This is a genomic window from Rhizobium acidisoli (genome assembly GCF_002531755.2).
GTDB lineage: Bacteria > Pseudomonadota > Alphaproteobacteria > Rhizobiales > Rhizobiaceae > Rhizobium > Rhizobium acidisoli.
In genome coordinates this window covers 63,541-89,152 of the sequence record NZ_CP034999.1, presented here as the reverse complement: position 1 = coordinate 89,152, position 25,612 = coordinate 63,541, and the positions used below count along the sequence as shown (strand labels likewise).

Genomic DNA, 25,612 nt, shown 5'->3' with positions numbered 1-25,612 from the left:
CCATAGCCATCTTGTTCCCGAACCGTCCGTCGAGCGGCTTTTATTGTCTTCGAGAGCGGGGAAGCGAGACGGGCGAACCCGTCTCGCCATTGTTTCAATCAGCCTGGGCCGATCTTCTTGATGGCGTTTGCGACGCCGTTGATCTTGGTGATTTCAGTTGCAACCTGGAGGCTCTGCGCGGTCGCTTCGTTCTGGGCCGACTTGAAGGCGGAAATCGCCGAGCCGATACCCGAATCAAGTGTCGAAGTACTAGTGCTGGTAGCCATGTCTTGAACTCCTTGCATGGTTTTGGCGGCCAAAACCTTGCAGAATTCCGGATCGAATTCAATAGCTTATGTTAAAAAGTTATTAATTCGCGATATGTACAACAACTGCGCGAAATGGATATTCGTCCTGTTCCCAGCGGACCGGTGATCTGCAACAGTAGATCAGATAATTATTAACAGACTGGATTTCGCAGCCCCCTGATTTCCTTCGTTCATTAGTTGTCGGGCGGCATCCGGATCGTGAGGTAAACTCAGATGTTTGCGCGTTTTGTTTACATGGCCGCTATCGGACTGCTGGTCTCCTTTCCTCCATCAGCCGGCGCCGGCGAGCGGGAGGTGCGCCTGGATGTCGTCTCCCTGCCGCTTGGCGATGTCGTCCAGACGCTGTCCTTCATGTCTGGCATCCCGGTCACGACAGTCGGGACGCTGAGCGGCAAGGTCGAGCACTGGTCCGTCCGAGAAAGCGGAGCCAAGGCCTTCGTCAAGCTTGGCGATGCCAGCAATCTCTTCGTCGCCTATGACGGCAGCCGCATCATCATCGCGCCTAAGCAGGAGGTCTCCACCGTTGTCCTCGATCGCGGCGACCGCAGCTGGAAGACCGAGCAAAACGCCATTCGCGCGCTGTTCCCGCTACTGCCGGACGATGCACTGCGTGAAGATCCCGCCAGCGGCTTGGTGCTGGTGCGCGGCCCCTCCGTCTTCACCAAGGCCGTCGAAGACGTGCTGAGCCGGCAGGAAGCCGACAGCATCAAGGTCATCAAGGGCGGCCAGCTGGAAATCCTGACGACGAACAACGGTGCCTGAGCGGCTGATATGAAGGCGCTGAAGTCTCTCAGGCAGTTACTGGAGATCCGCAGCCTGCGGGCGGACAATCTTTCCCGCAGCCTCTCCGAGGCGCGGGCGGACGCCGAAAACGCGCGGGAGCGGGAAGCGAAAGCCTCCGAAGCGCTCGACATGGCAGCAAGCCGGGCCGCAGGCAATCCTATCGTCGACGAATTGCGCAAGAGCGGCGTTATCTCCGCCGCCAAGCTTCAGGACGCGTTGATGCGACAATCCGTATTGCGCAGCCATGAAGCCGATGCCGGCCGATCGCTTGCGCAGCGCAAAGACGCCCGGTGCGCCGCGCAAGAGCGGGCAGAACAAGCCGCCGCCGATTTTTCGCGAGCACAGAAGGCGGTATTGCGCGCCGAATTTTCGCTTGAAGCAGCGGAGAAAGTCGACCGGTAGAGAGCTAAGAACCAGCAGATGAACCAACCGCCTTGGCAGCGAACCAGCGTAACCACTGTCCTGATGCAACGTTCCGCGTCATCGCTTGATCATTGATGTTCAGCCTCAGCTTGAAATTAGTGCTCACGTTACGAATGCGAAACCTACCCGGGCTCCCCTCTTGTTCAGCAATGGCTGGATGGTGAACTTCGAGCGCATCACGATACGGAGTTGATCCGCGGCGTCGACCGGCCGTAATGGCTCCGCAGCTGGTGTCTTAAGCCAGGGTCCGAGTACGGCACGCTCATTCCAGCGCGTTTCCTCCGAGCGCCATCTGTTTTTCTCCCGCCAAGCCTGTTTGCTCATCGTAGCTAGGAACTGCTCAACGGCCATGCCAATGATAACGCCCTCAAACAGCGCGGCGATTAGCAGTTCAGGAATTTCGAAGTCTGCAATGGCTATACCGCCCGAAGCGCCTACTGCGGCAGCCCGATGATCAGCCGAGGTGCTGCTCACAGCACCAACCTTTGGCCATATTGCATGCCCCTCTCCGGATTTCCCGCCACGATAGTACAACGCGCGTACCATATCCAAAAAAATGAGGCCTCGACCGCATGAAGCTTCCCCGAGAAACCGATATTGGCTCTAGAGGACAGTCGACATCCGCTTCCGCTCAGGACGTTCCTACGTCGTGGCACGGCGCGATTTCGAGGCCAGCGCTCCGGCTTGTTGCTATGGAGCTCACGTTTTGGACGAAGATCGCATAATGGATCGTCGGGGACGGCGTGATCGCGCTGCTTGTGGGGTCGATTCGGATCCAGCCGGTGGGATTCGGGTGGCGGAAGCGCTCGCGCACTGAGAGCCTGCGCAATCGACAAAGCTAAAAGCACCTTCGCGGGCCGAAGGAACCTGTCTTAAGGAACGGGCGGGCCCGGCATTTCTCGCCTCGGTGGAGGTGGCGAATATCCGCCAGTTAGGTTCCTATTGCGGCGCGCATATCGCGCTTGTGAAATGCAATTAGCGGAGGCACGGAGACTTCCGGTTTCAACGGCGATTTTAGACGGGAAGCCGTCATGCTTGACGAGCAAGAAAAATATGCATTAGGCCTTGCTTGACAGAAGGGCAGCTCCGGTCTTTCATGGCGGCATTCACCAGGGGAGCCCGGCAAGGGGCTGAGATACTGCTGAACAATAAGGTGTTGCTTGTTGTGGCGCAGTGACCCGTTGAACCTGATCCAGTTCATACTGGCGTAGGGACGGTGCAAGCGCTCCAAGGCTTCGGATTCACGCGTGGAATCCATGCCGGCGTCTTTTCATCATTCCGGCTGACTGGGTCTCCAACTTTCAATTTGGAGCCTCAAACTATGACATTGCCGCAAAAAACTTCACCCCAACCGTCACCACCGGCCCGCTGCCAGTGTCGCGGAAGATCCATACCGGGAGTTATCCACAGTCATGTCCGCGTGCCGATGCGCGGAATCAGCGTCCATCCGACCGCCGGCGAGCCGCCTTTCGTCGTCTATGATTACTCCCATCCCGACACCGCCCGCAGCTACCGTGACGAGACCTTGCCGAAGGAAGCGCACAAGGTGGCGCATTTCTGCTCGATGCGCATATCGCACAACATCCGCGCCGAGGCGCAGAAGGAGGGGCTGGACGCGATGGCGGCGAAATACCGACAGGGCGGCGATCTTTACATGTCGGTCGTAGAGGCCGCTAAAATACCGATTGGAGGATGACCATGCGCGTTCTTGTCAAGGGGGCCGGCGTTGCCGGCCTCACCGTGGCCTGGCAGCTTTATCGCCAAGGCTTCCGCGTCACCCTTACGGAGCTGGCCGACAAGGTCGGGGGCGGCGCCTCCGGCCTTGCCGGCGGCATGCTCGCCCCGTGGTGCGAACGGGAAAGTGCGGAGGAACCGGTGCTGACGCTCGGTCGTAATGCCGCCGATTGGTGGGAGGCAGCATTGCCCGGCCACGTCAAACGCCGAGGAACGCTGGTGGTCGCGGGTGGGCGAGATACCGCCGAGCTGGACCGCTTTTCCCGCCGCACAAGCGGATGGGAATGGCTGGACGAGGCGGCGATCGCAGCTCTGGAGCCTGATCTCGCCGGCCGCTTCCGCAGGGCGTTGTTCTTCCGGCAGGAAGCGCACCTCGATCCACGGCAGGCGCTCTCGGGACTTGCGGCAGGACTGGAGAACGCCCGCGTGCTTCTCGTGTTCGGCGTCACGGGCAATGCGAACGTTGCCCATTATGACCGGGTGATCGACTGCACCGGTGCCGCCCAGATTGGCCAACTGCCCGAATTGCGTGGTGTTCGAGGCGAGATGCTCTGCGTCGAAACGCGCGAGGTCAGCCTTTCTCGCCCCGTCCGCCTGCTGCATCCGCGCCACCCGATCTATATCGTGCCGCGCGAAAAGAACTGCTTCATGGTCGGTGCGACGATGATCGAAAGTGACGATGCGGGGCCGATTACCGCGCGTTCGCTGATGGAGTTGCTGAATGCTGCCTATGCGATGCATCCCGCCTTCGGCGAGGCACGCGTCACGGAAACAGGCGCAGGCGTGCGGCCCGCTTATCCCGATAATCTACCGCGCGTGACGCAGGAGAAACACACCCTCCATGTCAACGGCCTCTATCGCCATGGCTTTTTGCTGGCGCCGGCCATGGCCGGAGAGGTGGCGCGGCTTCTTCTAACAGAACAAACGGAAAGGAGGGCGCCATGACCTTCATCATCAATGGCGAGGAACAACAGGTCACGGCCGCGACGCTCGCAGATCTGCTTCTCGCTCTGGACTACGAAGGCGGGTGGCTCGCAACCGCGGTGAACGGCGAACTGGTACACCGCGAGGATCGCGTCGATTTCATGCTTGGCGAGCGCGACCGCATTGAAATTCTCTCACCGATGCAAGGAGGCTAAGATGCTGAAACTTTACAGCGTCGAGGTCCATTCCCGGCTGCTGCTTGGCACCGCCCGCTACCCGTCTCCGGCCGTGCTTGCGGAAGCAGTGAGACGATCGAAGACCGAAATTGTAACTGTTTCGCTTCGGCGCGAGGCCGTCGGCGGCAAGGCGGGCGGCGCCTTCTTTGAGCTGATCCGCGAGCTTGGTGTGCGCGTGCTTCCCAACACGGCCGGATGCCACAGCGTGCAGGAGGCTGTGCTGACGGCGAAGATGGCGCGCGATGTTTTCCGCACCGACTGGATCAAGCTCGAAGTGATCGGCCATCACGATACGCTGCAGCCCGATGTTTTCGGCCTCGTCGAGGCGGCACGCATCCTGACCGGCGAGGGCTTTCACGTCTTCCCCTATACGACCGACGATCTTGTCGTCGCCGAAAGGCTGCTGGACGCCGGCTGCCGCGTCCTGATGCCTTGGTGTGCGCCGATCGGCTCTGCCATGGGAGCGGTGAACCCGATGGCGCTGCGGGCATTCCGAGCACATTTTCCGGATGTGCCGCTCATCGTTGATGCCGGCATCGGCCGCCCATCTCATGCCGCCGCCGTCATGGAATACGGCTATGATGCCGTTCTTCTGAACACCGCCGTTGCCGGCGCGGGTGATCCCGCCGCCATGGCCGAGGCCTTCGCGTTTGCCATCAATGCCGGCCGCATCGCGCATGGCGCCGTGCCGCTGGAGCCGCGCGACATGGCCGTTCCTTCCACTCCCGTCATCGGAAAGGCCGTCTTTTCATGAAGCTCGATCCCTTCTATCTCATTGTCGACAGCGCCAACTGGGTCGAGCGTCTCGTGCCGCTCGGCGTCAAACTCGTCCAGCTGCGCATCAAGGACCAGCCAGAGCCGGTGCTTCGCGAGGAGATCCGGCGTGCGAAAGCCGCCTGCGCGGCAGCGGACTGCCGATTGATCGTCAACGATTACTGGAAGCTCGCGATCGATGAGGGATGCGATTTCATCCATCTCGGGCAGGAGGATCTGGCGGCAGCCGATCTGGCTGCAATCGGCCGCGCCGGCCTGAAGCTCGGCCTTTCCACGCACGACATAGCGGAACTAGAGACGGCGCTGGCCGCCCGTCCGGATTACGTGGCATTCGGACCGGTCTGGCCCACGGTGGTCAAAGAGATGAGATGGACGCCACAAGGCGTCGAACGCGTTGCGAACTGGCGGCGGCGTGTCGGGCCGATGCCGCTCGTTGCCATCGGCGGGATCACCGCCGAGCGCGCGCCGCTGGTACTGGAAAACGGCGCCGATACCGCTGCCGTGGTCACCGATATCACCCGCAACCCCGATCCCGAAGCCCGCACACGACAGTGGCTGGCCGCGACCGCGCCTTGGCGGTCCGTGACTGAGAGGCCGCACCTGGGCTCTCCACAATGAAAAGGCAACAATAAAGAGGACCAAAAGGCGGATGCGTCAGGGGCTCGCGACCACCGCTCGCTGGTTCAGACGCTGACTGAGGCACCATCGGAAGGTTACTATCGAACATCGGATCTTTGCAACGCAACGATGCCGCAGTGGTTCAGTGATCGGGCTGGCCGAGGGCGGGTCGAAACTTTGAAGTAAGGCTCTCTTCATAGAGTTAGCGCTCGCTGCAAATCATCGTGCTCGAACGCACTGGCCATACGGTTGATCTCGGCTGACCGCGCACCGACCGCCTTTGCGGTCTCGCGCCACCTTGCTGTGGAGGTCGCGACTTCCTTAATGATCGCGCGAGCCTGGGCGAGCGTGAGGGCGAAGAACCCGGCAGTTTCTTCCAGCAGATCAAGGGAGCAGGTGCCCTCATCAAGATCTATGTTGGTCGTCAGGACGCGCGCCTTGACGTCAGTAGGCACTGGATTGAGGTCATAGGCAGGGGACAACGACCAGCCGGCTTTGCCGAGCCACAGAAAGCCGTGATTTCTCAGGTGGTCATCGACGTTGGAAATCAGCACATTGAAGGCGACGCGGCGATAAAGCGCGTGCGCATCGGTCTTTCCCTGCGCGCCGTGTTCGGCCAAGGCGTCTACGATCTCCGGATAGCTTCCACGTTCGCCGTCCTTTGCGCCCATCATCGCCATCGCGGACAGGAAGGGGATCCGGACAGCACCATCACGGTCGAAGCGACGCGAGAGCATGACCTTCTTGCCGGCGACGTCGATGAGCTCGTGGAGGGGCGTGACAATGCCGGCTTGTTCAGCCAGTTGCAGAGCGACCTCTTCCCATGTCTCCATGCTGTAGTCGTCGGTTTCCTTAGGAAACTTGGCGATCGAGAGATGGCCATGTTGATCGATAACAGAAGCCTTCGGACGCGCTCCACCAAGCGAGGAGCCAGGCGCGAAGATAAGTTGGAGGTCTTCGTCGGTTTCCTCATCGCGCAGAATACGTTCGGTGATCTGCAGTAGGCGGCCGAGCTCGATGAGGGCGGGAACGCCGGCACGGATCGGCGCCTGGAATTCCTCGTCGCCAACCCGGCGGAACCGGAGCGCGCCGAGCCGTGTCTCGTCGGCGACCCCAAGCAGATAGTCGCTTTCGGCCAGCGTGCGAACGGCCCGGCCATCGCGCTCAGCCATGCGCCTTTCCGAGCGTTGCATGAGGCGTCGGCCCCATGTATCGGGTGCCGAGTCACCAATAGAGCCAAAGTTTGCGAGGCCGGCGGGTGGGGCGAACGCTCCCCGGCTCAGAGCTAGAGCGGGCTCCAGCGAGAAGCGGCCGGGGTCCTCTAGCCAGGCACGGTCATACTCAAACACGATCGTTTCGGCACCACGGACGCGATTGCTTCGCGCCAGTCCGATCGGACGGGTGTGACCGTGAAGGTCGAGCTGAACTTCAAAATCAGCCATCGCGTGACGATCCCGGCGATCGCTTTGGGTGAGCGTGCTTGGGCAACTCCGCACTGGCCAAAGATTGGCCGACGCTGTCGTTACTGATGTCGGCGACTTGGCTCAGCCCAACTAGCAGGCCGAGTGCCTGGAGGACGCCTGCATAGATGCCGATGCTGACATTGGTGTCGCCGGCCTCGATCTTTTGAAGCGTTGAGCGTGAGGTGAAGGCACGTTCGGCTACTACCGCCATAGGCAGGCGGCGACGTCGACGTGCGTCGTGAATGTCTGCGCCCAGTTTGCGCAGCGCGCGCCGCACAGCGGCCGGAGGGTTATGAGGTGTAGGCATTTGTCACCTTCGCACTGCAGATAGGCCTAATATGTAGCACGAAGATGACAATTTTGCCAGAGGGATGGTCAGGTAGAAAAGCCGTTCGTCGAGCGCCACCCCGTCTGGTTCGTTTGCCGAGCAATCCTGCGAATAACTAGCGGTGTCCAATTCTCACCCTAAACTTCATCAGCAAGCAAGCAAGCAAGCAAGCAAGCAAGCAAGCGGAAAGTGAACCGTATCTTTGGCAACGTCAAAGATGGTGGAGTCGATATCGTTCGGCGTCCCGCTTGCCGCCAGGTCCCCCTTGTCCCTGATAAAGTTGCGAACGTTCGCATAAGGTATCAAAAACGCTCTTCCGGGCTGTGCAAAGCAAATGACCGGGAACAACGAAAATCGCCTCAGCGGTCATGCCGAGCGGGCGCTGCTCCATGACGGCCGCTGCGGAGGGAAGCTTCGGCCAGAGATGCATGCGGGTTTCGGAGCCCATCGTCTCACGCACGAAGGAGATCATGTCTAAAGCCGGGATCCAGGGAGCACTGGGACGCCCGTTTAATCGCCAAGCAGCGAAGATCGGCCGGCTGCACCTCGCAAGCGCCCGGACATTGCGCCTAAGTGGCATTTGGTTGCTGACGTGGCCGGAGAGATAGGCTTCCGCCGCTGCACCGGTATGCCATTCCTTCAATGTTACATCTCCGTTACGATCCCCACCGCATCTTGTCCGGTTCACAACAATGCTGTCCTCGATTAATCCTTCATAGGCTAGCTAAGAAGATGAAAACATTACAGATTCCGTGTTCCGAACCTCACCGGAGGAGACTGGCATGAGTCTTGAACTCCTAGAACTAAGCAGCGAGCAATCCCCGTGGTGGAACGTGTCGCGTACGGTCGAAGTCTTTTGAATCTTGAAAGGGAAATACATGGCAGGTCTGCGTCAGTTCGCACTCTACGGAAAGGGGTATCGGCAAGTTCACGGCCTCTCAAAATACGCCCGCTGCCCTTGTCGACCTCGAGAAGCTGATTCCACCCGCCTAATTCTAAATCCGAAAGCCCAGGACACGGTGTTACAACTGGCGGCGAATAGGTCCGGTTGAGGATCTGGAGTTCGCGGAGAAACATACCGCCACTGAAATATCGAGACGGAAATCTCGCTTGTGAAGCGCTTTTCGTCAACCCCGTCGGCGCATGCCAGCCGCTTGCCGGTGTAGTTGCGGCCGCCCGGCTTCGAGGGGCCATGTCTTTCGTCCGGGCCAAGTTGCGTTTCGCCACAGGTCCCATTTGTCGCACCATTTTAAGGAAGGTGTTATCGGAGGCGGGTGTGGCCGCAGTTAAACCGCATCCAGCACTCAGGAGGATTTTAAGCTGATGTCAAACGTCGCCCCTGTCCCCGACAATGCTCGATTAGATGAGAAAGACGCTCTCGGCACGCCTTTCGTTAAGTGTCTCTTGCGACTGATGCGTGCTGAAGACACCTTTGAATTGTGGCAAGAAAAATCGGACGCTGATTTGGTCTGTGATTTCATCGTGACGAGGCAGCAGCGTAGGGCGATTCCTCTCATCGGGGGACCTGACCTGGAGGTGCAGTGGCGGCTTGAGATCTTCTATGCCGCTGTGGCACTTGCTATAGAGGAGCAGTCCGGACTGATCGCGTCACCGGTGTTGACTGTGAACCATGAGGGATTCGGTCGGATATTACTTACGGCTGGGCGGCTCGTCGTACTGTCGAAGACGCTCCGCGACGTGCATCGATTTGGCTTCGACAACCTGCGAAAGCTTGCCGAGGCGGGAACTGGCCTGGTCGATAATGGCTTAACAACAATTAAGACCTATTCAGATGTAGCGCGCGTTTGAGTGCGGTTAAAATGGCTCACATAGGGCGGAATTCTTCGCTAATCTGGCCAGCAATCAAGCGATCAAAGGGGACCTTAGAGCCCGATTTAAAAGAAGTTGAGCGATAACAGGCAGTTGTGATTCCCTATTGGTGCTAAATCAAATGGGGTTTCGATGAGCTGGACTGCTATCGCTCGCCGTGAGCATAACCGAGACGCGCTTCGTTTTCCAAGTGATTTGAAGGACCGGGAATGGGCGTTGATCAAACCGCTGATCCCGCCAGCGCGTCGTGGCGGGCGGCGTCGGACGACGAATATGCGCTCGGTCGTGGAGGCGATCCTCTATATCGCCTCGAGCGGCTGCCAATGGCGCATGCTGCCGGGCGATTTTCCGCCGGTTTCGACGGTGCGCGGTTATTTTTATGCTTGGCGCGCGATCGGACTGTGGCAGAGCATCAACCAGCTTCTGGTGATGGCGGCGCGGGAAATCGAGGGACGCGAGGCGCACCCCACGGCAGGGATCATCGACAGCCAAAGCGTCAAGACCACGGAAAGTGGCGGAATATCCGGCTATGATGCAGGCAAGAAGATTAAAGGCCGCAAGCGTCACATTGTCACCGATACGCTTGGATTTCTGATCTTCGTGTTCATCCATGCTGCTGACATACAGGATCGTGACGGCGCTCCCCATGTTCTCAAGGCGATCCGCCGCCGTTTTCCCTGGCTGCGCCACATCTTTGCCGATGGTGGCTACGCCGGCAGCAAGTTGAGGCAAGCAATGTGCGGCCATGGTGACTGGACGATCGAAATCATCAAGCGTTCGGATCAAGCCAAGGGCTTCGTCGTCCTGCCCAAGAGATGGGTGGTGGAAAGGACTTTCGCCTGGCTTGGACGCTGCCGCCGTCTCGCCAAGGATTGGGAGAAATCGATCGAAAGCGCAACCGCGTGGGCGCAAATCGCTTCAATCCGAATGCTCACAAGGCGCATCGCAAGATATTGGATATACGAATGAACTTTTGAATCGGGCTCTTACAGCTATTGGCGCGGGGGGCGACATGGAGGAGCCCGCATGACAGTGCGTTCACTACTCGTTACGGCTCCTCTTGGCTCCGGCGTATCTTACAAGCACGGATCAAGCGACGTGTATTGGCTGCTCAGCCCATTCGGCAATGGCGCTTCGGGCATTTGGCGGACGAGGAAGAGGCTTTGGTTGACCAGCTCGTCGCGCATCTGCCGTTGAAGCTCTCGATATAAGCGTTTTGCATCGGCTTCCCGGCGTGATGTCGTGCCACTCGACCTTATGATCTTTCGACCGGGCAAGGGTGGCATTCGAGGTCTTGTCCGAGAAATCATTGCGAGTTTGCCGCGTCGTTCGATGAGGGTCGTCAGCTCTCGAGCGACGCGACGACGCAAGATCGAGGTGTCCGGGATCGCCGCCAGGCATTCGCGTGTCACATCGTCGACGATGTTGAGCACGCGAAACCGCCTTCCGCAAGCGAACTGGTCGTGAACGAAATCCAGCTACCAGCGGGCATCGGCTTTCGCTTCGACCAGGACCGGGGCGCGCGCGCCGACAGCATGCCGCCTGGCTTTCCGGTTGCGAACGAAAAGTCCTTCTTCGCAATAGAGAGGGTAGATGCGGTTGACCCCAGGCGGCTCTCCCTCCCGCCGAAGCAGACGAACAGTCGCCGATAAACCATGACGTTCGCAACCGTTTTTCAACTTGGACAAAATCCCAGCTTCGAGCCGACATGGCCTACACGGATCAAGACCTTTGCGCCCGCCACAATCGAGCGTAAGGACCATCAGTTTTCAGCAGGTCAGCGTGCTTTCCCTCCTCGATGACCCGCCCCTTGTCCAAGACCACAATATTGTCCGCCCCACGAACGGTCCTCAACCGATGAGTGATGACTATGATGGTCTTCCCAGCGCGAGACAGATCCTCAACAACCCGCAGCACAAATTCTTCGGCTGCCGAGTCCAGGGAGGAGGTCGCTTCGTCAAGGATTAGAACGTCGGGATCCCGGTACAGGGCCCGAGCCAATGCGAGGCGCTGCTTCTCGCCTCCGGAGAGGCGAACCCCGTTCTCGCCCAGATGGGCCTGGAACCGCCCGGGCCAGCGCTCGATGCACTCCCGCAGTCCTATTCGATCACAGATACGTACGATCTTATCGAACTCCGGTTCGAACTCGCCCAGGGCGATGTTCTCGATCACGGAACCGGAGAAGACGTCTATCGATTGCGGTACTGCAGCCATGACCTTGTGCAGTGATGCGCTCGAGAGGTCCTGGAGGGCATATTGGCCGATCCGAATGCATCCATCCTCAAGCTGGTAGACATTCTGCAGCAGAGCCGCAAGGGTGCTTTTGCCCGAGCCGCTCTCACCCACGACGGCCGTCAACTCTCCTTGGCGAAAGGAGACGCTTAGATCGCTGAAAACCTCCGCCTGCGCGCCATAGCGGAACGTGACGTTCTCCAGGCGAATATCTCCGAGATCGGTCTTCGTGGCATCGATGCCGCTGCTGCTTGCCGACTCCAGTTCAAAGATCTCGAAAAGTCTATCCGCCGCGATAAACGCGTCTTGAACGATCCGGTTGGTCTGGATCAGGCGGGCGACCGGCCGGGTGATATAGCCAAGCAACGTATAGCAGGACAGCAATTCGCCGGGCGTGACGGCCTGTTCGAGCGCAAGCGTGGTTCCAAACCACATCAGCACGATGGTGAACAGGACCGACAGGAACGTCGAGGCGTTGTCGCCGCAGATTAAGATCAGCCCGGAGCTGTAAACGGAATGCAGCATCTTTACGAAGCGGGTCTCCATTTTGAAGTTTGCGAAGCTCTCGACGCCGGAAGTCTTAATGGTGAAGACGGCTCCGAGTGATTCTACCAGTTGCGCCTCGAGTTTGGCGTCATTTTCCATGATGACACGTTGGAGATTTCTGTTCATCCGATTGATGGCCCAATATGCCAGGATGTACATTGGAATGGCGAGCGCCACGATCAAAGCAATATCCCAAGAATAGATGAACATCATCCCGAACGAGAACAGTATCATTAAAACGTCAACAAACATATTTATCGAAACGTCGTTCAGGAAGCTCCTGATTTTCACAGCGTCGTTCATGCGCGACACGATTTCTCCCATGCGCATGCTGTCGAAGAACTTCTGGGGCAGGGCCAGGATGTGATTGTAATAGCCGAGGATCAAGCAGACGTCGATCTTCTGCCCCGTCTGCAGGACGAGTCGGCCTCTTAGGAGGTTGATCAGGATCTGTATCACTAGGATCAGCAGCATTGCGATGCTCATCAAGTTGAGCAGGTTGCGGTTTCCCGCTGGGATCACGTGATCAACGATCTTCTGAACGTAGATCGCCGTCGAGAGACTGAGGACGGTCGTCACCAGCGCGCCGGCGAGAGCCTGCGCCATCACCGTGCGGTGTGGCGCGAGTAGGCGGGCGAATCGGGCGAGGGGCGACGTGGTCTCGTCTCGGCGATTGAATGTGTCTGCCGGAACCAGCAGAACCAGGACGCCGGTCCATTGCTCCATGAATTCCTGATGCGGCACTTTGCAGATTTGGCCAAAGGCCGGGTCCATGACGATAACCCACTTGGCGTCGATCGCATGGACCACTACGAAATGGTGCAGGCCCTCCTTGACGACGTGCGCGATAGCGGGCTTAGGGATCTTGTACAGGCTGTCGAAGCCACCTTTGACGCCTTTCGCGATGAAGCCCAGCTTCTGCGCCGCCTCCGTGAGCCCCAGCACGCTCGTACCGGAGCGGTCGGTCGACGCATACTGGCGGATGCGCGCCAATGGCAACTTGTAGCCGTAGAAGGCTGCGACAGAAGCAAGGCTGGCGGCGCCGCAATCCGTGATGTCACGCTGCTTGAACTTAATGGCCTTACTCGACATGGAGGCTCGCTGACTGTTGGGACAATATTAGCGCCCCGCCAGCATCGGGTTGAGCCAATCGTCTGCCCCGTCGTAGAGCAGTTGCAGGAGAGTGCGATTGGCCAACAGAAAGCGAGCCCGCACGGTCATGCCTTTCTTCAGGTGGCCGATGGCCCCGCTCTTTAGCGCGAGATCGCTGCGAGAGAGCGCGCACTGGACCTTGAAGACCGGGGTCCCGTCATGCAGAGTGAAGTCCTGCGCCACCTCGAGCACCCTTGCTTTGATGACACCCCATTGGTTGTAGTTAAAGGCATCCACTTGGAGCCGCACCGGCTGACCAGCCTGCACAAAGCCAATGTCGTTGGGGGAGACGTAGATTTCCGCCACCAGATCGTCGTTCGGCGAGATCCAACCAACGGTTTGCCCGATCTGAACGTAGCTTCCGTGCGCGAGGCCGGAGAACTGCTCGAGAGCACCCGATACTGGGGCGCGGATGCGGTGCAGGTCCCGTTCGTGCTCGAGCTGATGCAAGGTGGCCGTGAGTTCCTTTAAGCGCAGGTTAGCATCAAGGAGCTTCTGGTTCCAATCAGCGGTTTTGCGTCGCACGAGGATCTCCCCTTGGACCTCGATATTTTGGAGAGCGAAAGCCTTCTCGTCAACGGCCTTCGCCGGCGCCGCAGCAGCCGAGACAAGTCGCTTTGCGCGGTCGAGTTCCGCCGCGGCGTTACTGCGCGCATATTGGTTCTCGCGCAGCAAGTTGAGAAAATGCACCCTTTCAGCCGTCGCGGATTCGGTTTGGAGGGGGGACGAGACGCTGATCCTTGCGCCGGAAGAAATCAGCGTTTGGAAGTCATGGGCAAGATCGCTCTTGGCATGAATGTCGGCTAAAACGCCGCTGAGCTTTTCCTCGATTACATGATCGTCAAAGGCGATTATTTCCTTCCCCTTAGCAACGACATCGTTCTCAAAGGCAAGGACACGGGAGATGCGTCCGGAGACGGGCGCTATCAGGGGCGTCTTCTCCACGATCGGGCGAATAGTACCGGCACTCTGCATGGAGACCGGTATGGTGACGAGTGGCAGTGAGCCAAATGCCGCGACGACGAAGAGCAAGATCGCCCTATAAATGCTCAGGGATCGTCCTGATCGTCGCGACAGTATGCTTTCTGCGGTGCAGCTGGCCGTTTCAGCAGAAAGGGGAACTGCTAGTCTGTAGTCATTAGGAGCCATCGAGAGCCAGCTCGCTTTGTATCAACCAAACAAGTGCCCGTAACGTCGCAAAAACAAGTAAACCCAAAAATACAAACCTCCGGAGGTTTCAGCTGCTTCTTGAGGGGTTAATTCAGTTACACGATAGGCCGCCATGTTGTTCATCATTGGTGTCTCCGTTCAGAGCTGGATTGAGAAGATGCCAAGGCCCCCGTTGGGAGCTCCTATCGGCGCGCAACAAAAAGGTTCAAGATTCGTGCCAATGCAGAAAGAGCGAAAAGCATCAGAAAACTGTTCTGAATGTTATTCAATGGCTGCCCTAGAGCGCCGAAACGTGCCAAAACGCACATCACGCTGTCGCAAGCACGACAAACCGAGTAGGGTTCTGAATGAACGTCTTGAACAGGATCGACAGCTCCGAAGTTCGGTGGGGGCGGTACAGTTGAGGCCTAGAACCTCGGCGCTCAGTGAGCACCCCAATCCGCGTGGCCCCCCATCGAGCTTGCGGTCGATTTTTGTTGTTGCTGATGCACCCTGAAACCTGTGAATTGTTAACGGACTGTGGCCCTCCGCACGATAGTGGGTGCGGATGCGCCGCTTCTGGTGCCGCAGGCCTTGTCCCTGTTAACAGATGCTATGGCCGCATGTGGTGCGGGCCGTAAGGTTTGTCCCTACGACACGTATCTGTGGTCAAAAGTGCCGTTATCGCTGTCCGTGAGCGACTTGGCCGCCAATAATTGGCGGGCCCGGCGTCTTGATGCCGGTGGCCGACCTCTCGAAAACTCATCATTCTTGAAACTGATTTGTGGGCGTCGCATTGTGCGCATCGCTTGCCTAGGACCTTGCCATGCACGAAAAGTTCCGCGCCTATACGGAAGCTCTTCATCCAAAATTCGAGGCTTTGATGGGAATGAGCCCTGTCACCACAGGCACCCTACCTCCTGAGATGAAGGGCGCGGGCGTCTACATGTTCTCAGAGAACGGACGTCACCTCTATGTCGGGCGGACCCGCAACGTCCGTAGTCGGTACGGCCAGCATACTCGGACAGGCACTGGCCACAACAACGCTCCGTTCGCCTTCAAACTGGCGCGAGAGACGACCGGGATACTGAAGAGCACCTATAAGAGCGACGAAACATCACGAGCCAATCTGATGCTCAACTCGGACTTTCTGGGGGCGTTTAACAACGCGCTCGCACGGATGCGAGCGATGGAATTTCGCTTCGTCGAGGAAACAGACCCACCGCGCCAATGCCTTTTGGAAATCTACGTGAGCGTTGCTTGCGGCAGCCCCTACAACGACTTCGACACGCACTGAAGCTATTTGTGCTGCTTGTGCTGCGCCCAGAGTGACGGCGAAACCGTAAAAGCTGTGGTCAGTTAAATACGCAACTACCATTAGGTCGCCAGTTGCTGCATCCTCCCCGTCGGAGGCTTGACATTGCAACTACGATTCTGGGCATCACTCGTCGTATTCATTGGTTCATATTTTCCACTGAGCCTGATCCTGCTCGTCCAGGATTTTAAGTATGAGGTGTTGTGGGCTCCAATATGCTGGCCTCCGAACGGCAATACCTGCGCGCTACCACTTCGAAATGGCTCGCTCTCTTTGAGCATCTTTGTACTGAGCCTAATTTGCGTATTCATTACACTCGGCGTGCTCTCAACGGTTCGCCCGAAAACGCCCATTCGGGTGCATGAGGCAAAATACATCCCAGCTGAACTGATGAGCTACACGCTTCCGTACGTCGTCTCTTTCATGAGCCTTGACTACAGGGACACTGGAAAATTCGTGGGTCTTCTAATCTTCCTCGGCTGGATGTTTTTGATCACTTACAGGTCCGGACAACTCATCCTCAACCCCCTACTCGCTGTTTTTGGATGGCGATTGTACGAAGTCTCGCTTTCTTACCCTGGTGATGAGAAGCGATATCCCGTCCGAGCAATGTCGAAGGACGACCTGCAGCTACCGGGGCCGGCAGATGCTGCGACCATCCAAGATGTAATGCTGATTAAATCCAAAAGGCCGAAGGCAGACGATTCATGACCACTTTACAAGATTTGAAAGCCCTTGACCTTGCTGGTGCACAGGTCACGCTTTGGACAATTAAAGGGCCTACAGGGCCAGCCGCAAACGCGCCGAAATTCTCCGGCCGATGGGTCGAGACCAGCGATGAAGTCGATGACGCCCTGAAGGCTACGTTGGTCTCTGAAGTGGCCAAAATTGAGGAAGTGCTTGAATACAGCCTGCTTGCCCAAAACAATGAAGCTAGTGCCCTCCAAATTCCTGCCGACGAGACGCATGCCGATCAGCTGCTGCAGGAGATCGCCGCCGAGTTGCCTGGGAAGAAGGCCACCGAGACAAAGCATCTTCAGAATTCCGCGTTCTACGCAGCGAAATTTGTTATAGGCGAACAGGTTGTATGGGCACTCAGAAAAACAGAACCAAGCTGGAAGACGAAGAAAGCTACATCTGTCAGGAATTTATTCTTCTCTGATCAGCAGCTTGCAATTGATGATCGGCCCCACTTCGAGCTGGGGAAGACTTTCGACTTCATAATTTTTAGCGATAACATCCTAGTCCGAAATAAGGGGGCGTTTGAATCGATCCTTCGCTACAAGAGCACTCAGCGGGACGATTTCGCAGAACTTCAGGCTGAGGGCGATTTCCTGGCGGTTTTTGTCAGCGTTGCTCCCCTTGTTGAGTACGTTGGAGACAACAAGATTCAGTTGCGGCGCGCTTGCGCGATCAAAGATAAAGGACATTACCGCGACCAGGCCTTCATGCAAAGGCTGCGAGACAATCAAGCCGAGTACGGCTTCAATATTGAGTTTGACGGAGGCGGTAAGATCGTAGCGACCGTGGAAACCTGCCCACAGATCATGAAGGCCCTGCTAGACCACCGACTGAAATCAGGTTTCTCAACGCTAGTCTACGACGTTCAGGATACGACGCGAGTTGCTGTCTGACCGCCAACAGTAGCCACTCGTCCCGGGTAAAGGTACCGGTCCCGTAATGGTAAGAAGGACGCTATTCAGATATAGGTCCCCCACGGGCCAAAAAATCTCTCGCCTCATTTGTCATCTGTGATCGTGAAATCTTGACCGAAAACTCGTGGCCGCCGTCGTTTACCGTGAGCGTCCCAGCGGCGCGCAGCCTTTCAAAGAAACGTCTTAGCTCCCCGTCTTTCGGAATAGTGACGATGTTGGCAGACATCTCGTCTTGCTCCCTGGGATTTCTATCTTCTTCACTCATAACTCTCTCCCATAAGAGGCGGCACGGAACGCAGTCCCGAGGGGATAACGCCCGTTAATCGTGTATTAACCATTATTGTGGACTTTGCTCGCATTTAAAATGAAGTGCGCTTTCCATGACCACCGGATACTTACTCGATACATGCGTTTTGAGCGAAACCAGCAGGGTTAAGCCCAATCCGCAGGTACTCCGGTTCATAAAAAGTGCGCCGAACCTCGTCATCCCAGCGGCTGCAATCGTCGAGTTTCAACAGGGGATAATGCAACTTTGTTCTCGCGACCCTGTCAGAGCCGTTAGATTGACATCCTGGTACCAAGGGGTTGTCGCAAGTGGCATGCCCATCCTGGAGACAGGAAAGGATGTTGCCGAGGTGTGGGGGAATCTGGCTGCCGATCCCAGGCTCCGCAATCTCATGGTATCTCATCCTGGAGCCAAACGAATTCGCTTCGGACAGGACCTCCATATCGCGGCAGCGGCTCTGGTGAGTCAATTGCCGATTGCAACCTTCAATATCAAAGACTTCCTGCTGATCAATAGCTGCTACCCCCTTCCTGGCATTTACAATCCCCAAGATGACACATGGCACGCTCGGTCACTCATGTCTCCTCCTCTAGCAGAGCGCGCTAGCTCTTCTCCATAAGATAGCTCACTTTAGAACTTTCTCCACATGTACGTTAGCTGCATCACCAGCACCGCTGGTGAGATGTTTCGGGTTCTCCTGCTTAGCGGCCAACACGAGACCTAAGCCGCCGAGGGCCAAGATTCCTCGTGCCACCACCTGGGTGACCGTGTGTGTCGTTCGTTGCCGCCCAGTTCGAACCGCCAGTAACTCCCACGCGCACGAAAATAAAAGTGATGTCCGTCTAGCCTTCTCTCTGCCTGTACCGGCGTCCAGCCCGACAGGTGGTGCAATTCGAAACCCCTGAGCCATTCCAGGGCCCCTCGGGTATCAACTGGGAGATGCAGCCGTTGGAGGTCGAAGGGAGCGTCTTCCGGATCGTCAAACTCCAGGCCGAAACCAGCGTTGGCCACGGCGCGGAAAAAGTCTAACATCCTGCCTGCCACTCTGGGCGGGGCCCAAATGCCGTCATTGCGAATATAGCCCGCCTCGTCGGCGAGTAGCTCGACCTCTCGCCTGTCTTCCGCCGACATCTTTTTGAAGGTGATTGCGTAGATGCAGGAGCCGTTGCTCCAGAGTGGCTTTAGAACCAGCTTGCTGGACATTTCGATTTACTCCTTTGGGTACAGTCACATCCGTTCGGGTTCAAAGCTCGATCACGAATCCATGGCGATACCCGTTTTTGCCACGTTCATGCCGATAGCCGAGTGGGTTGCAGATCACCCGGGTGTGCCCCTCGACGTAGTCTTGAAACTGGTGGATGTGGCCGTGAATCCAGGCATCAGGTCTCCCGGTCTGGATGACATCAGTGAGATCGCTGGCGAAAGCAGCGTTGGTGGCATCACCCTGGTACTGTTTCAGCAATGATCGTGGAGACGGCGCATGATGCGTTAGGACCACGGTCTTGCCGGTCCAAGATTTTGCCATTTCACCAGAGATAAATGCCCTGCTCTCTAAATGCCTGGCGATGATCTCGCGGCTTGTGATGAGCCGAGGCATTCCTTCACGAAACGGAGGCGAGCCATGGATTTCGCGGAAATCGAGCATGCTTCTTCGGCAGAGGTAAACGGCGGCTTCAGCACGATCAGGAAGCGGCAACTCTTCGTCGATGCCCCATGGGACCTGATAGTCAGTCCAGAGCGTCGCGCCGATGATCCTGACATGACCGATTTCGAGCGTTTCGTTTTCCAGAAGATGGATGTTGCTTTCGCCGGTGGCCTTTCGCCCTTCCGACAGGGCACCGTCGATGGTGTTCCCATAATAGTCGTGGTTCCCAAGCACCACGACGACCGGAATCGTTGGAGCGATCCGCCGTTTCAGGAATTCGAGGCCGAACGCGAGGAAACCAGATAGGTCGCCTGCGCAGACGCAGATATCGGCTTGAGGGATGTCAATTTCGGTAGTCATATCGGCGTGCGTGACGTGCATGTCACTGATGATCCATGCTTTCATGGCTGTAACCTTCAAGGATGTGAGGGAAAGGGGCGAGCGGGATGCAGACGCATCACTCCCCGCAGAAGAATGCGAAGCTTCAGGCCGAGGTCGCTATGCGTGGCAGTGCGTCGAGCTTAGCGGCCATCTTTGCGACGTGATCAGCAGAAACCTTCCCCTTCGCCTCCAGCTCATCGGCAATAGCCTCAACGAGTTTCAAGTGACTGCGGACAACCTGCTTCGCCCGCTCGAATTCGGTCCGGAGAACATCGTCCACCCAGACGGCGACACCAGGGTCGTGAAGTCGAAGTGTTTCAAGGTCGCGGTCGCTCTTCGCGAGGCTATGTCGGAGGCGATTACCCATGCCCATGCCACTTTGTAGCATCGTGGCGATACGGGTGGCTTGGGCGAGATCAGAGTTCGGGCCTGCGCCAGCTCCATCACTCACCGCCCCAAGGAGCACCTCCTCGGCAGCAATCCCCGCAAGCAACACTGCAATTCGATCCCTGTAGGTTTGGACGGTGCGGTAGGCGACGTTGGGTACCTCGAAGTATGCCCCACCACCCGGCACCGTCTCACTGTCGTTGCGCGTATGATCGATGATCATGGCACCGTAGAACTTGGCATGATCGAGCGCGACGACTGCAACGGTGTGGCCCGCCTCATGAACAGCAAGCGCCCGCCGCAATTCGCCTTTGATCGCCACCATTTCTGGCAGCGATTTCGCAATGTCAGCCATGGTGACATCCCGTTTGGCCCGTCGGGCAATACGCTTCGCATCTCGGGCCACCTTGGCGAGATCGGCTCCGGAAAATCCGTTGGTGGCTGCCATCAACTGTGGATGATGCTTTCTCGGCAGAGGCTGACCGAGTTGTTGCTGGAGGATGGCGATCCTGTCTGACGCAGTCGGGAGGGGAATAGCTACATGTCTGTTCAATCGCCCGGGTCGCAAAATGGCAGGATCGACACGACCGAGAGCATTGGTTGCGCCGATCACGACGACGCCTTCACGCCCGTCGAGCCCGTCCAAAAGCTCCAAAAAGCCATTCACCACCTGCGTGCTGTAGTCTTTGTTATCGGCTGCGAAGGAATTGCGGTCGCCAAAGCTGTCCAGCTCGTCACAGAACAGGATGCAAGGCGCGCTTTCCTTCGCTTTTTCGAAGTCACCTCTCATAGCCTTCAGCAGGTCGCCAAGGTGACCTCTTGACTGCCACCTCGCCAAGGATGTCGCGATGATCGGCACATTGCACTGCCGGGCCAAGGCTGCGGCAAATTGCGTCTTTCCAACCCCTGGCGGTCCTGAAAGAACGATCCCGGTGTCGACTTCCGACCAATCGATCTTGCGTCGCTGCCAGTCGATCAAGTCCTGGGCAAGCTCCATTCCCCAATCCTTGGCTTGGCCATAGCCGAACATGTCCTGCAACGGCGGCAAGCTTTCGCTCTTGGCAATCGACGGTTTGGCATCGAGGGCAGACGCCTCGGCCAGACGCGCCAACGCGTTCCCGATTGGACGACCTCGCCGCAATGCCGCCCAAACATGCGGTAGCGGATAAGACATCGCCGCTTCCGCTTCAGAGGGACTGACGTCGATCTGATACGCAATCCGGCATCCGATCCGAAAATCCATTGTCGAGATCGGCGGGATGTCGACTTCGACGTCAACTTTCAACGAGACTAGAAAAGGAAGCTCGGCACCCTGTTCCCTGAAAATGAGAAGGCGGCGCTTTCGGCTGAAGTCTCCTTCCATCCTCTTGAGGATAGTCCTTGGCTTGTCGGTAGCCGCGATCATCATGTAGGCCATGTCGTCTCGATCCGAAGAAAATCGAAGCAAGAGATTCTCGGCGCACGGGTCATAGTCCTCGCCAGATCGGTCTGACGGAACATTCAGCAGGACCACGCAGTCAGCGCCTCTGATGAAATCAGGAGCCTTCCTGAGTGTCCGTTTAAGCGTGCAGTACAACGCTGCGTCTTGTGGCGTTTTCAGGGAATGCTTTGTTTTAGGCACAGTTATTCTCCTCGCAGCCTGAGGCGCGAATTTTCGAACAGGGAATGTTGTGGTGATGGGTCAGCCGCGATAGCGGCGAACAACGGTCTCTGGCCCGATGAGCGCAGTGTCGAGATCGATCTCGATCAAACGCGCAGCGACCATATTGGCCAGGCCACGTATCGGCGTGGTTTCCTGGAATACGGTGAGGCTCTCAGCCAGGGTCAGGGATGAATGTTCATTAAGAACGGAGAGCAATCTAACCCGGTCCCCCAAGCTAACTTCACCGCCAGAGCATTGAAGCAAGTCTTTGCAATTCTTCAGACGGATCGGATCGATGTCTCCACGCGACATGGTCCGGTATGTGAACCCTTCGCGGACGATTGCCTCGGCAACCCATGGGGGTGGGCGTCGCTGCCCAACGGCATCGATCACTAGGATATCAGACGGACGTTCGGCGACAAAATCGGGAGAATAGGTATCAAACCCATTGCGGAGCTGCAGAGATCGGCAGTTCCAGCTCGAAACTGCTTCTTCGAATTCCAACAAGCACGCCACATCACGCGCCAGTTGGTCCGTGGCGATGAAACGGCCTACGCATCGACTAAATTTGGGTTGGGAGAGAATGGCTTGCGACGTACGTGACGTCTTGCCAGAGGGCAGCGACTGAATACTCATCTACACAACTCGAATATACACGCAATTTACGACAGCCTCTCGCGAGGCGGCGGATCAGCGGGATATTCGTATGTTGTATAGGGTCACGTTTTTCATAAACAGAACAGATACAGAACATCATAAAAAGTGTCAATGGTCTTTTGCGGTGGAGGCGATGCGGACCGTGAGCTTATATCCCAACCGCGTTCGCCAGAGCCTCCTTCAATTCAGGCATCGTCAGGCTTTTCACATGCGCTGCACCGTAGTGGAGCACGTCATTATCCACCTTTAAGGCGGTCCTCGCGTCCATGCTTGGCTGCAGCTTCAGCCGCCCCAGCATCGCACCAGTCGTCGGGTCCGAGAGGCATATACTGACGATTGCGCCCTGTATCGCTTTCAGAACTGGGTGGGCCATTTGCTTGGATGTGCTGCTCAAGGGCTTGTAGAAAAGCCAAACCTGCTCATCGTTTCAGATGTGCAAGGCTGGACAACGCTCGACGGCGAACCCAGAGCTGCCGTGGACTGGACCTCGGTTGATTTCGCCCCATCGCAAATGTAGCCAAGATTACCGGGGAGCGCACAAACGGCATCGCTCACCCGGAGCATGCGCAGAGAACCGGTGATGTAATTTAGGCAACCTGGAAACTCCCGTGCCAACACCTTCGGAGCCTCATCGACGGTCGGATTGATGGCGTTGTCGGAGCAGATAAACAAGCGGTCGGCTCCCCGCTCTAGCCAGAGTGACTGATCCGAGAATTTCCGCTTAAGGTCTGCAAGATTGCCGCTGGGGCATCCCAACGTTGTCTGAAAATCGATCTTGATATGTGGCGCACTGCCGAATTCGCGTCCGAACCACTCATTAAAACGTTCGACGCCTAGCCCGATGTATTCCGAGCAAATCGCTCCTAGTATGAACCCGCCCACAGCCCAGGCCGTTGTCTTGATGCTCATGGGACCGGGGCAACCATGTACGCGATCCGGGCTCCGTCTACCGGAATTTCCAGCCTTAACCATCCGCTAGATTCGCTTACCCGGCACACAACTCCGCCATCGCCATCCTGAACAAACCCGCGTTTCCCCCCGACGAATGCAGTCACGCAATTGGCAACCAGAACGTCATTCTCCTTCAATCGGCTGGCGACAATCTCGGTTGCCTGGTTCAGATTGACGATGCTGCCCTCCACCTCCGACACTTTGATGAAATTGTCGAACCTACTGCGCAGGATATTCACCAGTCCAGGCGGGCTGTCCGCGTTACCTAGAAGTTCAGCCGAGGTAGACTGAGGGCCTTGAAGGCTCTCCACTACCAAATCGCACCAGTTCTGCTCGCGGACTTCGGTCGACCAGCATGCCGATGCGTTCTTCACCCACGCGCCATCCTCAGGTGGGTCGTCCGGATTAAGATTGCAGGTACACTTCTCGCGAGTTGGATTTTCCGCCCTCGCTTCGCTTACCGGTCCCGCCAAGAACGAGAATGCTATCAGCAAGTACAGTATCCGCATATCGTTTGCCCCCAAACCAACGGCAATCCTACAAGGAACACTTGCAAACGCAACGTGCTGAACAGCCAGCACGAATGGTCAAAGCAACAAACGGTGCTGCCTGTTAGGCAACAGGCGAACCCGCGCTATGCCCTCACCTCGAAGCGGGAAGGCCCCATTCGTCAGCTTCAATCGGCAAGCGCCGTCTCGTTCGCAACTGCTATGACGTTAGACGCCTCGCGATTGGGGTAATCGACGGTATCGATGACGTGAGGGCCGCGCTTAGCCCTGCATCAAGCGTACACAAACATGAGAATAGCCTCGCCATATTGTGCAATGAAAATTTATATGCAATTTATGCAACATGAGAGGACGCCCCAAACGACTATCCAACCCGACCCTTTGCGCTGCCGTTGAGCAGCGGCGAGTCAAACTAGGCCTATCCCTTTCAGAAACCGCCGCCCTTATAGGAGTTCATCCGTCCACTCTTATACGCTCTCTGCGGACCAAATCGCTGTCACCTGATATGATGACGGCAGTGCAGCGATTTCTAAATAGTCCCGCCACTTCCTCCTCTACAGACACAGATGAAGCAATGCGTGAAGCGTTGCTTTTATTGCAAAAATTAAATAGGATGTCCCCAAGACTTCAAGCGGCCCTTGAAATTGTTCTCAATGGTGTGCAGGTGGTAAAATAGGAGAATAGCCATGACCGTCACCAAGCACCTGATTGCAATGATACAGAGCCATGCTGCAGGCGATGATGATCGATTTTTGGCAATCGCTGAAAACATTGCTTCTGACGCAGACCGCTCCGGTCGCGTCAGGGTTGCTGGAGAGATTAGGGGAGTTGTAGATCGCGTCCGGCGTGACAAGACCTCGCGTCCGGCGAAGGGGCCAATTCCGATTGCCTCCCCCCGGGGTGAGCTAGCTGGATTGGTGCGAGCAACATATCCAGAAATAAACCTAACTAATCTGGTTCTCAATCCAGACCTCAGCCGTCGTATCAGGGGTATTGTTCGCGAACACAAAGACCGTCACCTGCTGGAGGCGCGAGAACTTAGTCCCCGTCGAAAGTTTCTGTTCTCTGGACCACCAGGCACAGGGAAGGGAATGACAGCGGCAGCCATCGCCGGAGAATTGGGGCTTCCCCTATTCACAATATTGCTTGACGGGGTCATCACCAAGTTCATGGGCGAGACGGCATCCAAGCTTCGCCTCGTTTTTGAATCCATGACTAGCGTTCGCGGAGTGTACTTTTTCGATGAGGTGGATGCGCTGGCATCCCGTCGCGACGCCGATAATGACGTCGGGGAAGCCCGACGGATGCTTAACTCCTTTCTGCAGTTCCTCGAAGACGATAAATCCAGTAGCGTGATTGTGGCGGCGACCAATCACAGAACGCTTCTCGATCCAGCGATTTTCAGGCGCTTCCATGCTGCTTTTTCCTACGCTAGGCCAAGTGCTGAGGAAGCCCAGAGAGTGATTCGCAATCACATGCTTCAGTTTGACTTGGAGAGCGTCCGTTGGGAAACATTGGCTGTCGGAGTGGACGGGCTTAGCCAAGCCGATCTGGTGGCGGTTGCTGACGATGCCGCTCGGGACTCCGTGCTAGACCACGACGGCAAAATGTCGACTGAAATCCTGATGCGAGCAATTACTGACCGGAAAGCTCTGCACAACGACTGATTGAGAGTTGACATCAA

28 protein-coding genes, 5 pseudogenes and 1 riboswitch are annotated in these 25,612 nt (G+C 57.1%); of the genes and pseudogenes, 17 read left to right on the top strand and 16 right to left on the bottom strand.

Annotated elements, in window-relative coordinates:
• Positions 1-98: 98 nt before the first annotated feature.
• On the bottom strand, positions 99-266 hold the full coding sequence (locus tag CO657_RS36850; protein WP_164918683.1) for a hypothetical protein: 168 nt from the start codon (positions 264-266) through the stop codon (positions 99-101).
• Between the two features lie 255 nt (positions 267-521).
• Between CO657_RS36850 and CO657_RS22755 the strand changes: the two genes are divergently transcribed.
• Both CO657_RS22755 and CO657_RS22750 read left to right on the top strand, forming a co-directional pair.
• Positions 522-1,070, top strand: a complete 549-nt coding sequence (locus CO657_RS22755) for a hypothetical protein (protein WP_054186187.1) — start codon at positions 522-524, stop codon at positions 1,068-1,070.
• A 9-nt stretch (positions 1,071-1,079) separates the two neighbouring features.
• Positions 1,080-1,493 carry a hypothetical protein gene (locus CO657_RS22750; protein ID WP_054186188.1) on the top strand — a complete coding sequence of 138 codons (414 nt, stop codon included), beginning with the start codon at positions 1,080-1,082 and terminating at the stop codon, positions 1,491-1,493.
• A gap of 144 nt (positions 1,494-1,637) precedes the next feature.
• Here the strand turns inward: CO657_RS22750 and CO657_RS22745 are convergent.
• A pseudogene (locus CO657_RS22745) lies at positions 1,638-1,972 on the bottom strand (DUF2726 domain-containing protein); the annotation flags it as partial.
• Between the two features lie 643 nt (positions 1,973-2,615).
• Positions 2,616-2,746: riboswitch (TPP riboswitch) on the top strand.
• A 260-nt stretch (positions 2,747-3,006) separates the two neighbouring features.
• Between CO657_RS22745 and CO657_RS22740 the strand changes: the two are divergent.
• The 5 genes and pseudogenes from CO657_RS22740 to CO657_RS22720 form a co-directional block, all read left to right on the top strand.
• A pseudogene (locus CO657_RS22740) lies at positions 3,007-3,210 on the top strand (phosphomethylpyrimidine synthase ThiC); the annotation flags it as partial.
• A 2-nt stretch (positions 3,211-3,212) separates the two neighbouring features.
• Positions 3,213-4,193, top strand: a complete 981-nt coding sequence (thiO, locus tag CO657_RS22735; protein WP_007635991.1) for a glycine oxidase ThiO — start codon at positions 3,213-3,215, stop codon at positions 4,191-4,193.
• Positions 4,190-4,387 carry a sulfur carrier protein ThiS gene (gene thiS / locus CO657_RS22730; RefSeq protein WP_054186191.1) on the top strand — a complete coding sequence of 66 codons (198 nt, stop codon included), beginning with the start codon at positions 4,190-4,192 and terminating at the stop codon, positions 4,385-4,387. Before thiO ends, thiS begins: the two co-directional genes overlap by 4 nt.
• Before the next feature lies 1 nt (position 4,388).
• Entirely contained in the window at positions 4,389-5,162 is a 774-nt protein-coding gene (locus tag CO657_RS22725; protein ID WP_054186192.1) for a thiazole synthase, read from the top strand.
• Positions 5,159-5,800, top strand: a complete 642-nt coding sequence (locus tag CO657_RS22720; RefSeq protein WP_054186193.1) for a thiamine phosphate synthase — start codon at positions 5,159-5,161, stop codon at positions 5,798-5,800. Before CO657_RS22725 ends, CO657_RS22720 begins: the two co-directional genes overlap by 4 nt.
• A 194-nt stretch (positions 5,801-5,994) precedes the next feature.
• On the opposite strand, the gene CO657_RS22715 is transcribed toward CO657_RS22720, so the two are convergent.
• The 3 genes from CO657_RS22715 to CO657_RS22705 form a co-directional block, all read right to left on the bottom strand.
• Complete coding sequence (locus CO657_RS22715; protein ID WP_054186194.1) at positions 5,995-7,242, bottom strand: type II toxin-antitoxin system HipA family toxin; 1,248 nt, start codon at positions 7,240-7,242, stop codon at positions 5,995-5,997.
• Entirely contained in the window at positions 7,235-7,570 is a 336-nt protein-coding gene (locus CO657_RS22710) for a helix-turn-helix domain-containing protein (protein ID WP_007635986.1), read from the bottom strand. The genes CO657_RS22715 and CO657_RS22710 overlap by 8 nt, the downstream gene beginning before the upstream one ends.
• A 232-nt stretch (positions 7,571-7,802) precedes the next feature.
• Positions 7,803-8,063, bottom strand: coding sequence for a hypothetical protein (locus CO657_RS22705; protein ID WP_128715585.1), 261 nt, complete (start codon positions 8,061-8,063; stop codon positions 7,803-7,805).
• Between the two features lie 406 nt (positions 8,064-8,469).
• On the opposite strand from CO657_RS22705, the pseudogene nifH reads away from it, so the two are divergent.
• The 4 genes and pseudogenes from nifH to CO657_RS22690 form a co-directional block, all read left to right on the top strand.
• Positions 8,470-8,662: pseudogene (gene nifH, locus CO657_RS37375) on the top strand (nitrogenase reductase); the annotation flags it as partial.
• Positions 8,663-8,678: 16 nt separating this feature from the next.
• Positions 8,679-8,848: pseudogene (locus CO657_RS37370) on the top strand (nitrogenase molybdenum-iron protein subunit beta); the annotation flags it as partial.
• Between the two features lie 66 nt (positions 8,849-8,914).
• Positions 8,915-9,400: a NifX-associated nitrogen fixation protein gene (locus CO657_RS22695; protein WP_054186195.1), complete on the top strand. Its 486-nt coding sequence runs from the start codon at positions 8,915-8,917 to the stop codon at positions 9,398-9,400.
• Positions 9,401-9,553: 153 nt separating this feature from the next.
• The gene (locus CO657_RS22690) at positions 9,554-10,390 is read left to right on the top strand and encodes an IS5 family transposase (RefSeq protein WP_116275258.1); all 837 of its coding nucleotides are present in this window, start codon (positions 9,554-9,556) and stop codon (positions 10,388-10,390) included.
• A 129-nt stretch (positions 10,391-10,519) separates the two neighbouring features.
• Here CO657_RS22690 and CO657_RS22685 read toward each other — a convergent pair.
• From CO657_RS22685 to CO657_RS37930, 4 genes and pseudogenes are all read right to left on the bottom strand, one after another.
• Positions 10,520-11,109, bottom strand: a pseudogene (locus CO657_RS22685) (integrase core domain-containing protein); the annotation flags it as partial.
• A 34-nt stretch (positions 11,110-11,143) separates the two neighbouring features.
• A complete protein-coding gene (locus tag CO657_RS22680; protein WP_054185923.1) occupies positions 11,144-13,291 on the bottom strand; it encodes a peptidase domain-containing ABC transporter in 2,148 nt (715 codons plus the stop codon).
• A 27-nt stretch (positions 13,292-13,318) separates the two neighbouring features.
• Complete coding sequence (locus CO657_RS22675) at positions 13,319-14,404, bottom strand: HlyD family secretion protein (protein WP_054185949.1); 1,086 nt, start codon at positions 14,402-14,404, stop codon at positions 13,319-13,321.
• Between the two features lie 117 nt (positions 14,405-14,521).
• Positions 14,522-14,647 (bottom strand): hypothetical protein, encoded by a 126-nt coding sequence (locus tag CO657_RS37930; protein WP_280950513.1) that lies wholly within the window; start codon positions 14,645-14,647, stop codon positions 14,522-14,524.
• Between the two features lie 679 nt (positions 14,648-15,326).
• On the opposite strand from CO657_RS37930, the gene CO657_RS22670 reads away from it, so the two are divergent.
• The 3 genes from CO657_RS22670 to CO657_RS22660 all read left to right on the top strand — a co-directional run bounded on the left by CO657_RS22670 (position 15,327) and on the right by CO657_RS22660 (position 17,449).
• A complete protein-coding gene (locus CO657_RS22670) occupies positions 15,327-15,797 on the top strand; it encodes a GIY-YIG nuclease family protein (protein ID WP_054185924.1) in 471 nt (156 codons plus the stop codon).
• A 123-nt stretch (positions 15,798-15,920) separates the two neighbouring features.
• Positions 15,921-16,526, top strand: coding sequence for a hypothetical protein (locus tag CO657_RS22665; protein WP_054185925.1), 606 nt, complete (start codon positions 15,921-15,923; stop codon positions 16,524-16,526).
• Complete coding sequence (locus tag CO657_RS22660; RefSeq protein WP_054185926.1) at positions 16,523-17,449, top strand: Kiwa anti-phage protein KwaB-like domain-containing protein; 927 nt, start codon at positions 16,523-16,525, stop codon at positions 17,447-17,449. The genes CO657_RS22665 and CO657_RS22660 overlap by 4 nt, the downstream gene beginning before the upstream one ends.
• A 61-nt stretch (positions 17,450-17,510) precedes the next feature.
• Here the strand turns inward: CO657_RS22660 and CO657_RS22655 are convergent, their stop codons facing one another.
• The gene (locus CO657_RS22655; protein WP_054185927.1) at positions 17,511-17,735 is read right to left on the bottom strand and encodes a hypothetical protein; all 225 of its coding nucleotides are present in this window, start codon (positions 17,733-17,735) and stop codon (positions 17,511-17,513) included.
• A 115-nt stretch (positions 17,736-17,850) separates the two neighbouring features.
• On the opposite strand from CO657_RS22655, the gene CO657_RS38260 reads away from it, so the two are divergent.
• The gene (locus tag CO657_RS38260) at positions 17,851-18,375 is read left to right on the top strand and encodes a PIN domain-containing protein (RefSeq protein WP_082366392.1); all 525 of its coding nucleotides are present in this window, start codon (positions 17,851-17,853) and stop codon (positions 18,373-18,375) included.
• A 101-nt stretch (positions 18,376-18,476) separates the two neighbouring features.
• Here CO657_RS38260 and CO657_RS22650 read toward each other — a convergent pair whose 3' ends face one another.
• The 6 genes from CO657_RS22650 to CO657_RS22625 all read right to left on the bottom strand — a co-directional run bounded on the left by CO657_RS22650 (position 18,477) and on the right by CO657_RS22625 (position 23,793).
• Positions 18,477-18,959, bottom strand: coding sequence for a hypothetical protein (locus CO657_RS22650; RefSeq protein WP_054185929.1), 483 nt, complete (start codon positions 18,957-18,959; stop codon positions 18,477-18,479).
• A 40-nt stretch (positions 18,960-18,999) separates the two neighbouring features.
• On the bottom strand, positions 19,000-19,806 hold the full coding sequence (locus tag CO657_RS22645) for a metallophosphoesterase (RefSeq protein WP_054185930.1): 807 nt from the start codon (positions 19,804-19,806) through the stop codon (positions 19,000-19,002).
• Between the two features lie 79 nt (positions 19,807-19,885).
• Positions 19,886-21,586, bottom strand: coding sequence for an AAA family ATPase (locus CO657_RS22640; RefSeq protein ID WP_128715584.1), 1,701 nt, complete (start codon positions 21,584-21,586; stop codon positions 19,886-19,888).
• A gap of 264 nt (positions 21,587-21,850) precedes the next feature.
• Entirely contained in the window at positions 21,851-22,447 is a 597-nt protein-coding gene (locus tag CO657_RS22635) for a hypothetical protein (protein ID WP_128715583.1), read from the bottom strand.
• 411 nt (positions 22,448-22,858) lie between these two features.
• On the bottom strand, positions 22,859-23,377 hold the full coding sequence (locus CO657_RS22630; protein ID WP_054185933.1) for a hypothetical protein: 519 nt from the start codon (positions 23,375-23,377) through the stop codon (positions 22,859-22,861).
• A complete protein-coding gene (locus CO657_RS22625) occupies positions 23,374-23,793 on the bottom strand; it encodes a hypothetical protein (RefSeq protein WP_128715582.1) in 420 nt (139 codons plus the stop codon). Before CO657_RS22625 ends, CO657_RS22630 begins: the two co-directional genes overlap by 4 nt.
• 478 nt (positions 23,794-24,271) lie before the next feature.
• Here CO657_RS22625 and CO657_RS38255 point away from each other — a divergent pair, with 478 nt between their 5' ends.
• Together CO657_RS38255 and CO657_RS22620 are read left to right on the top strand one after the other, a co-directional pair.
• Positions 24,272-24,604, top strand: a complete 333-nt coding sequence (locus CO657_RS38255; protein ID WP_425349967.1) for a helix-turn-helix domain-containing protein — start codon at positions 24,272-24,274, stop codon at positions 24,602-24,604.
• Between the two features lie 10 nt (positions 24,605-24,614).
• Positions 24,615-25,595 carry an AAA family ATPase gene (locus CO657_RS22620; RefSeq protein ID WP_054185935.1) on the top strand — a complete coding sequence of 327 codons (981 nt, stop codon included), beginning with the start codon at positions 24,615-24,617 and terminating at the stop codon, positions 25,593-25,595.
• The last annotated feature ends 17 nt before the right edge of the window (positions 25,596-25,612 follow it).

Excerpts from the sequence above, each read along its gene's own strand:
- CO657_RS36850 (WP_164918683.1), bottom strand. The coding sequence starts at position 266 with ATGGCTACCAGCACTAGTACTTCGACACTTGATTCGGGTATCGGCTCG.
- CO657_RS22755 (WP_054186187.1), top strand. The coding sequence starts at position 522 with ATGTTTGCGCGTTTTGTTTACATGGCCGCTATCGGACTGCTGGTCTCC.
- CO657_RS22750 (WP_054186188.1), top strand. The coding sequence starts at position 1,080 with ATGAAGGCGCTGAAGTCTCTCAGGCAGTTACTGGAGATCCGCAGCCTG.
- thiO (WP_007635991.1), top strand. The coding sequence starts at position 3,213 with ATGCGCGTTCTTGTCAAGGGGGCCGGCGTTGCCGGCCTCACCGTGGCC.
- thiS (WP_054186191.1), top strand. The coding sequence starts at position 4,190 with ATGACCTTCATCATCAATGGCGAGGAACAACAGGTCACGGCCGCGACG.
- CO657_RS22725 (WP_054186192.1), top strand. The coding sequence starts at position 4,389 with ATGCTGAAACTTTACAGCGTCGAGGTCCATTCCCGGCTGCTGCTTGGC.
- CO657_RS22720 (WP_054186193.1), top strand. The coding sequence starts at position 5,159 with ATGAAGCTCGATCCCTTCTATCTCATTGTCGACAGCGCCAACTGGGTC.
- CO657_RS22715 (WP_054186194.1), bottom strand. The coding sequence starts at position 7,242 with ATGGCTGATTTTGAAGTTCAGCTCGACCTTCACGGTCACACCCGTCCG.
- CO657_RS22710 (WP_007635986.1), bottom strand. The coding sequence starts at position 7,570 with ATGCCTACACCTCATAACCCTCCGGCCGCTGTGCGGCGCGCGCTGCGC.
- CO657_RS22705 (WP_128715585.1), bottom strand. The coding sequence starts at position 8,063 with ATGATCTCCTTCGTGCGTGAGACGATGGGCTCCGAAACCCGCATGCAT.
- CO657_RS22695 (WP_054186195.1), top strand. The coding sequence starts at position 8,915 with ATGTCAAACGTCGCCCCTGTCCCCGACAATGCTCGATTAGATGAGAAA.
- CO657_RS22690 (WP_116275258.1), top strand. The coding sequence starts at position 9,554 with ATGAGCTGGACTGCTATCGCTCGCCGTGAGCATAACCGAGACGCGCTT.
- CO657_RS22680 (WP_054185923.1), bottom strand. The coding sequence starts at position 13,291 with ATGTCGAGTAAGGCCATTAAGTTCAAGCAGCGTGACATCACGGATTGC.
- CO657_RS37930 (WP_280950513.1), bottom strand. The coding sequence starts at position 14,647 with ATGATGAACAACATGGCGGCCTATCGTGTAACTGAATTAACCCCTCAA.
- CO657_RS22670 (WP_054185924.1), top strand. The coding sequence starts at position 15,327 with ATGCACGAAAAGTTCCGCGCCTATACGGAAGCTCTTCATCCAAAATTC.
- CO657_RS22660 (WP_054185926.1), top strand. The coding sequence starts at position 16,523 with ATGACCACTTTACAAGATTTGAAAGCCCTTGACCTTGCTGGTGCACAG.
- CO657_RS22655 (WP_054185927.1), bottom strand. The coding sequence starts at position 17,735 with ATGAGTGAAGAAGATAGAAATCCCAGGGAGCAAGACGAGATGTCTGCC.
- CO657_RS38260 (WP_082366392.1), top strand. The coding sequence starts at position 17,851 with ATGACCACCGGATACTTACTCGATACATGCGTTTTGAGCGAAACCAGC.
- CO657_RS22650 (WP_054185929.1), bottom strand. The coding sequence starts at position 18,959 with ATGTCCAGCAAGCTGGTTCTAAAGCCACTCTGGAGCAACGGCTCCTGC.
- CO657_RS22645 (WP_054185930.1), bottom strand. The coding sequence starts at position 19,806 with ATGAAAGCATGGATCATCAGTGACATGCACGTCACGCACGCCGATATG.
- CO657_RS22640 (WP_128715584.1), bottom strand. The coding sequence starts at position 21,586 with ATGGCCTACATGATGATCGCGGCTACCGACAAGCCAAGGACTATCCTC.
- CO657_RS22635 (WP_128715583.1), bottom strand. The coding sequence starts at position 22,447 with ATGAGTATTCAGTCGCTGCCCTCTGGCAAGACGTCACGTACGTCGCAA.
- CO657_RS22630 (WP_054185933.1), bottom strand. The coding sequence starts at position 23,377 with ATGAGCATCAAGACAACGGCCTGGGCTGTGGGCGGGTTCATACTAGGA.
- CO657_RS38255 (WP_425349967.1), top strand. The coding sequence starts at position 24,272 with ATGAGAGGACGCCCCAAACGACTATCCAACCCGACCCTTTGCGCTGCC.
- CO657_RS22620 (WP_054185935.1), top strand. The coding sequence starts at position 24,615 with ATGACCGTCACCAAGCACCTGATTGCAATGATACAGAGCCATGCTGCA.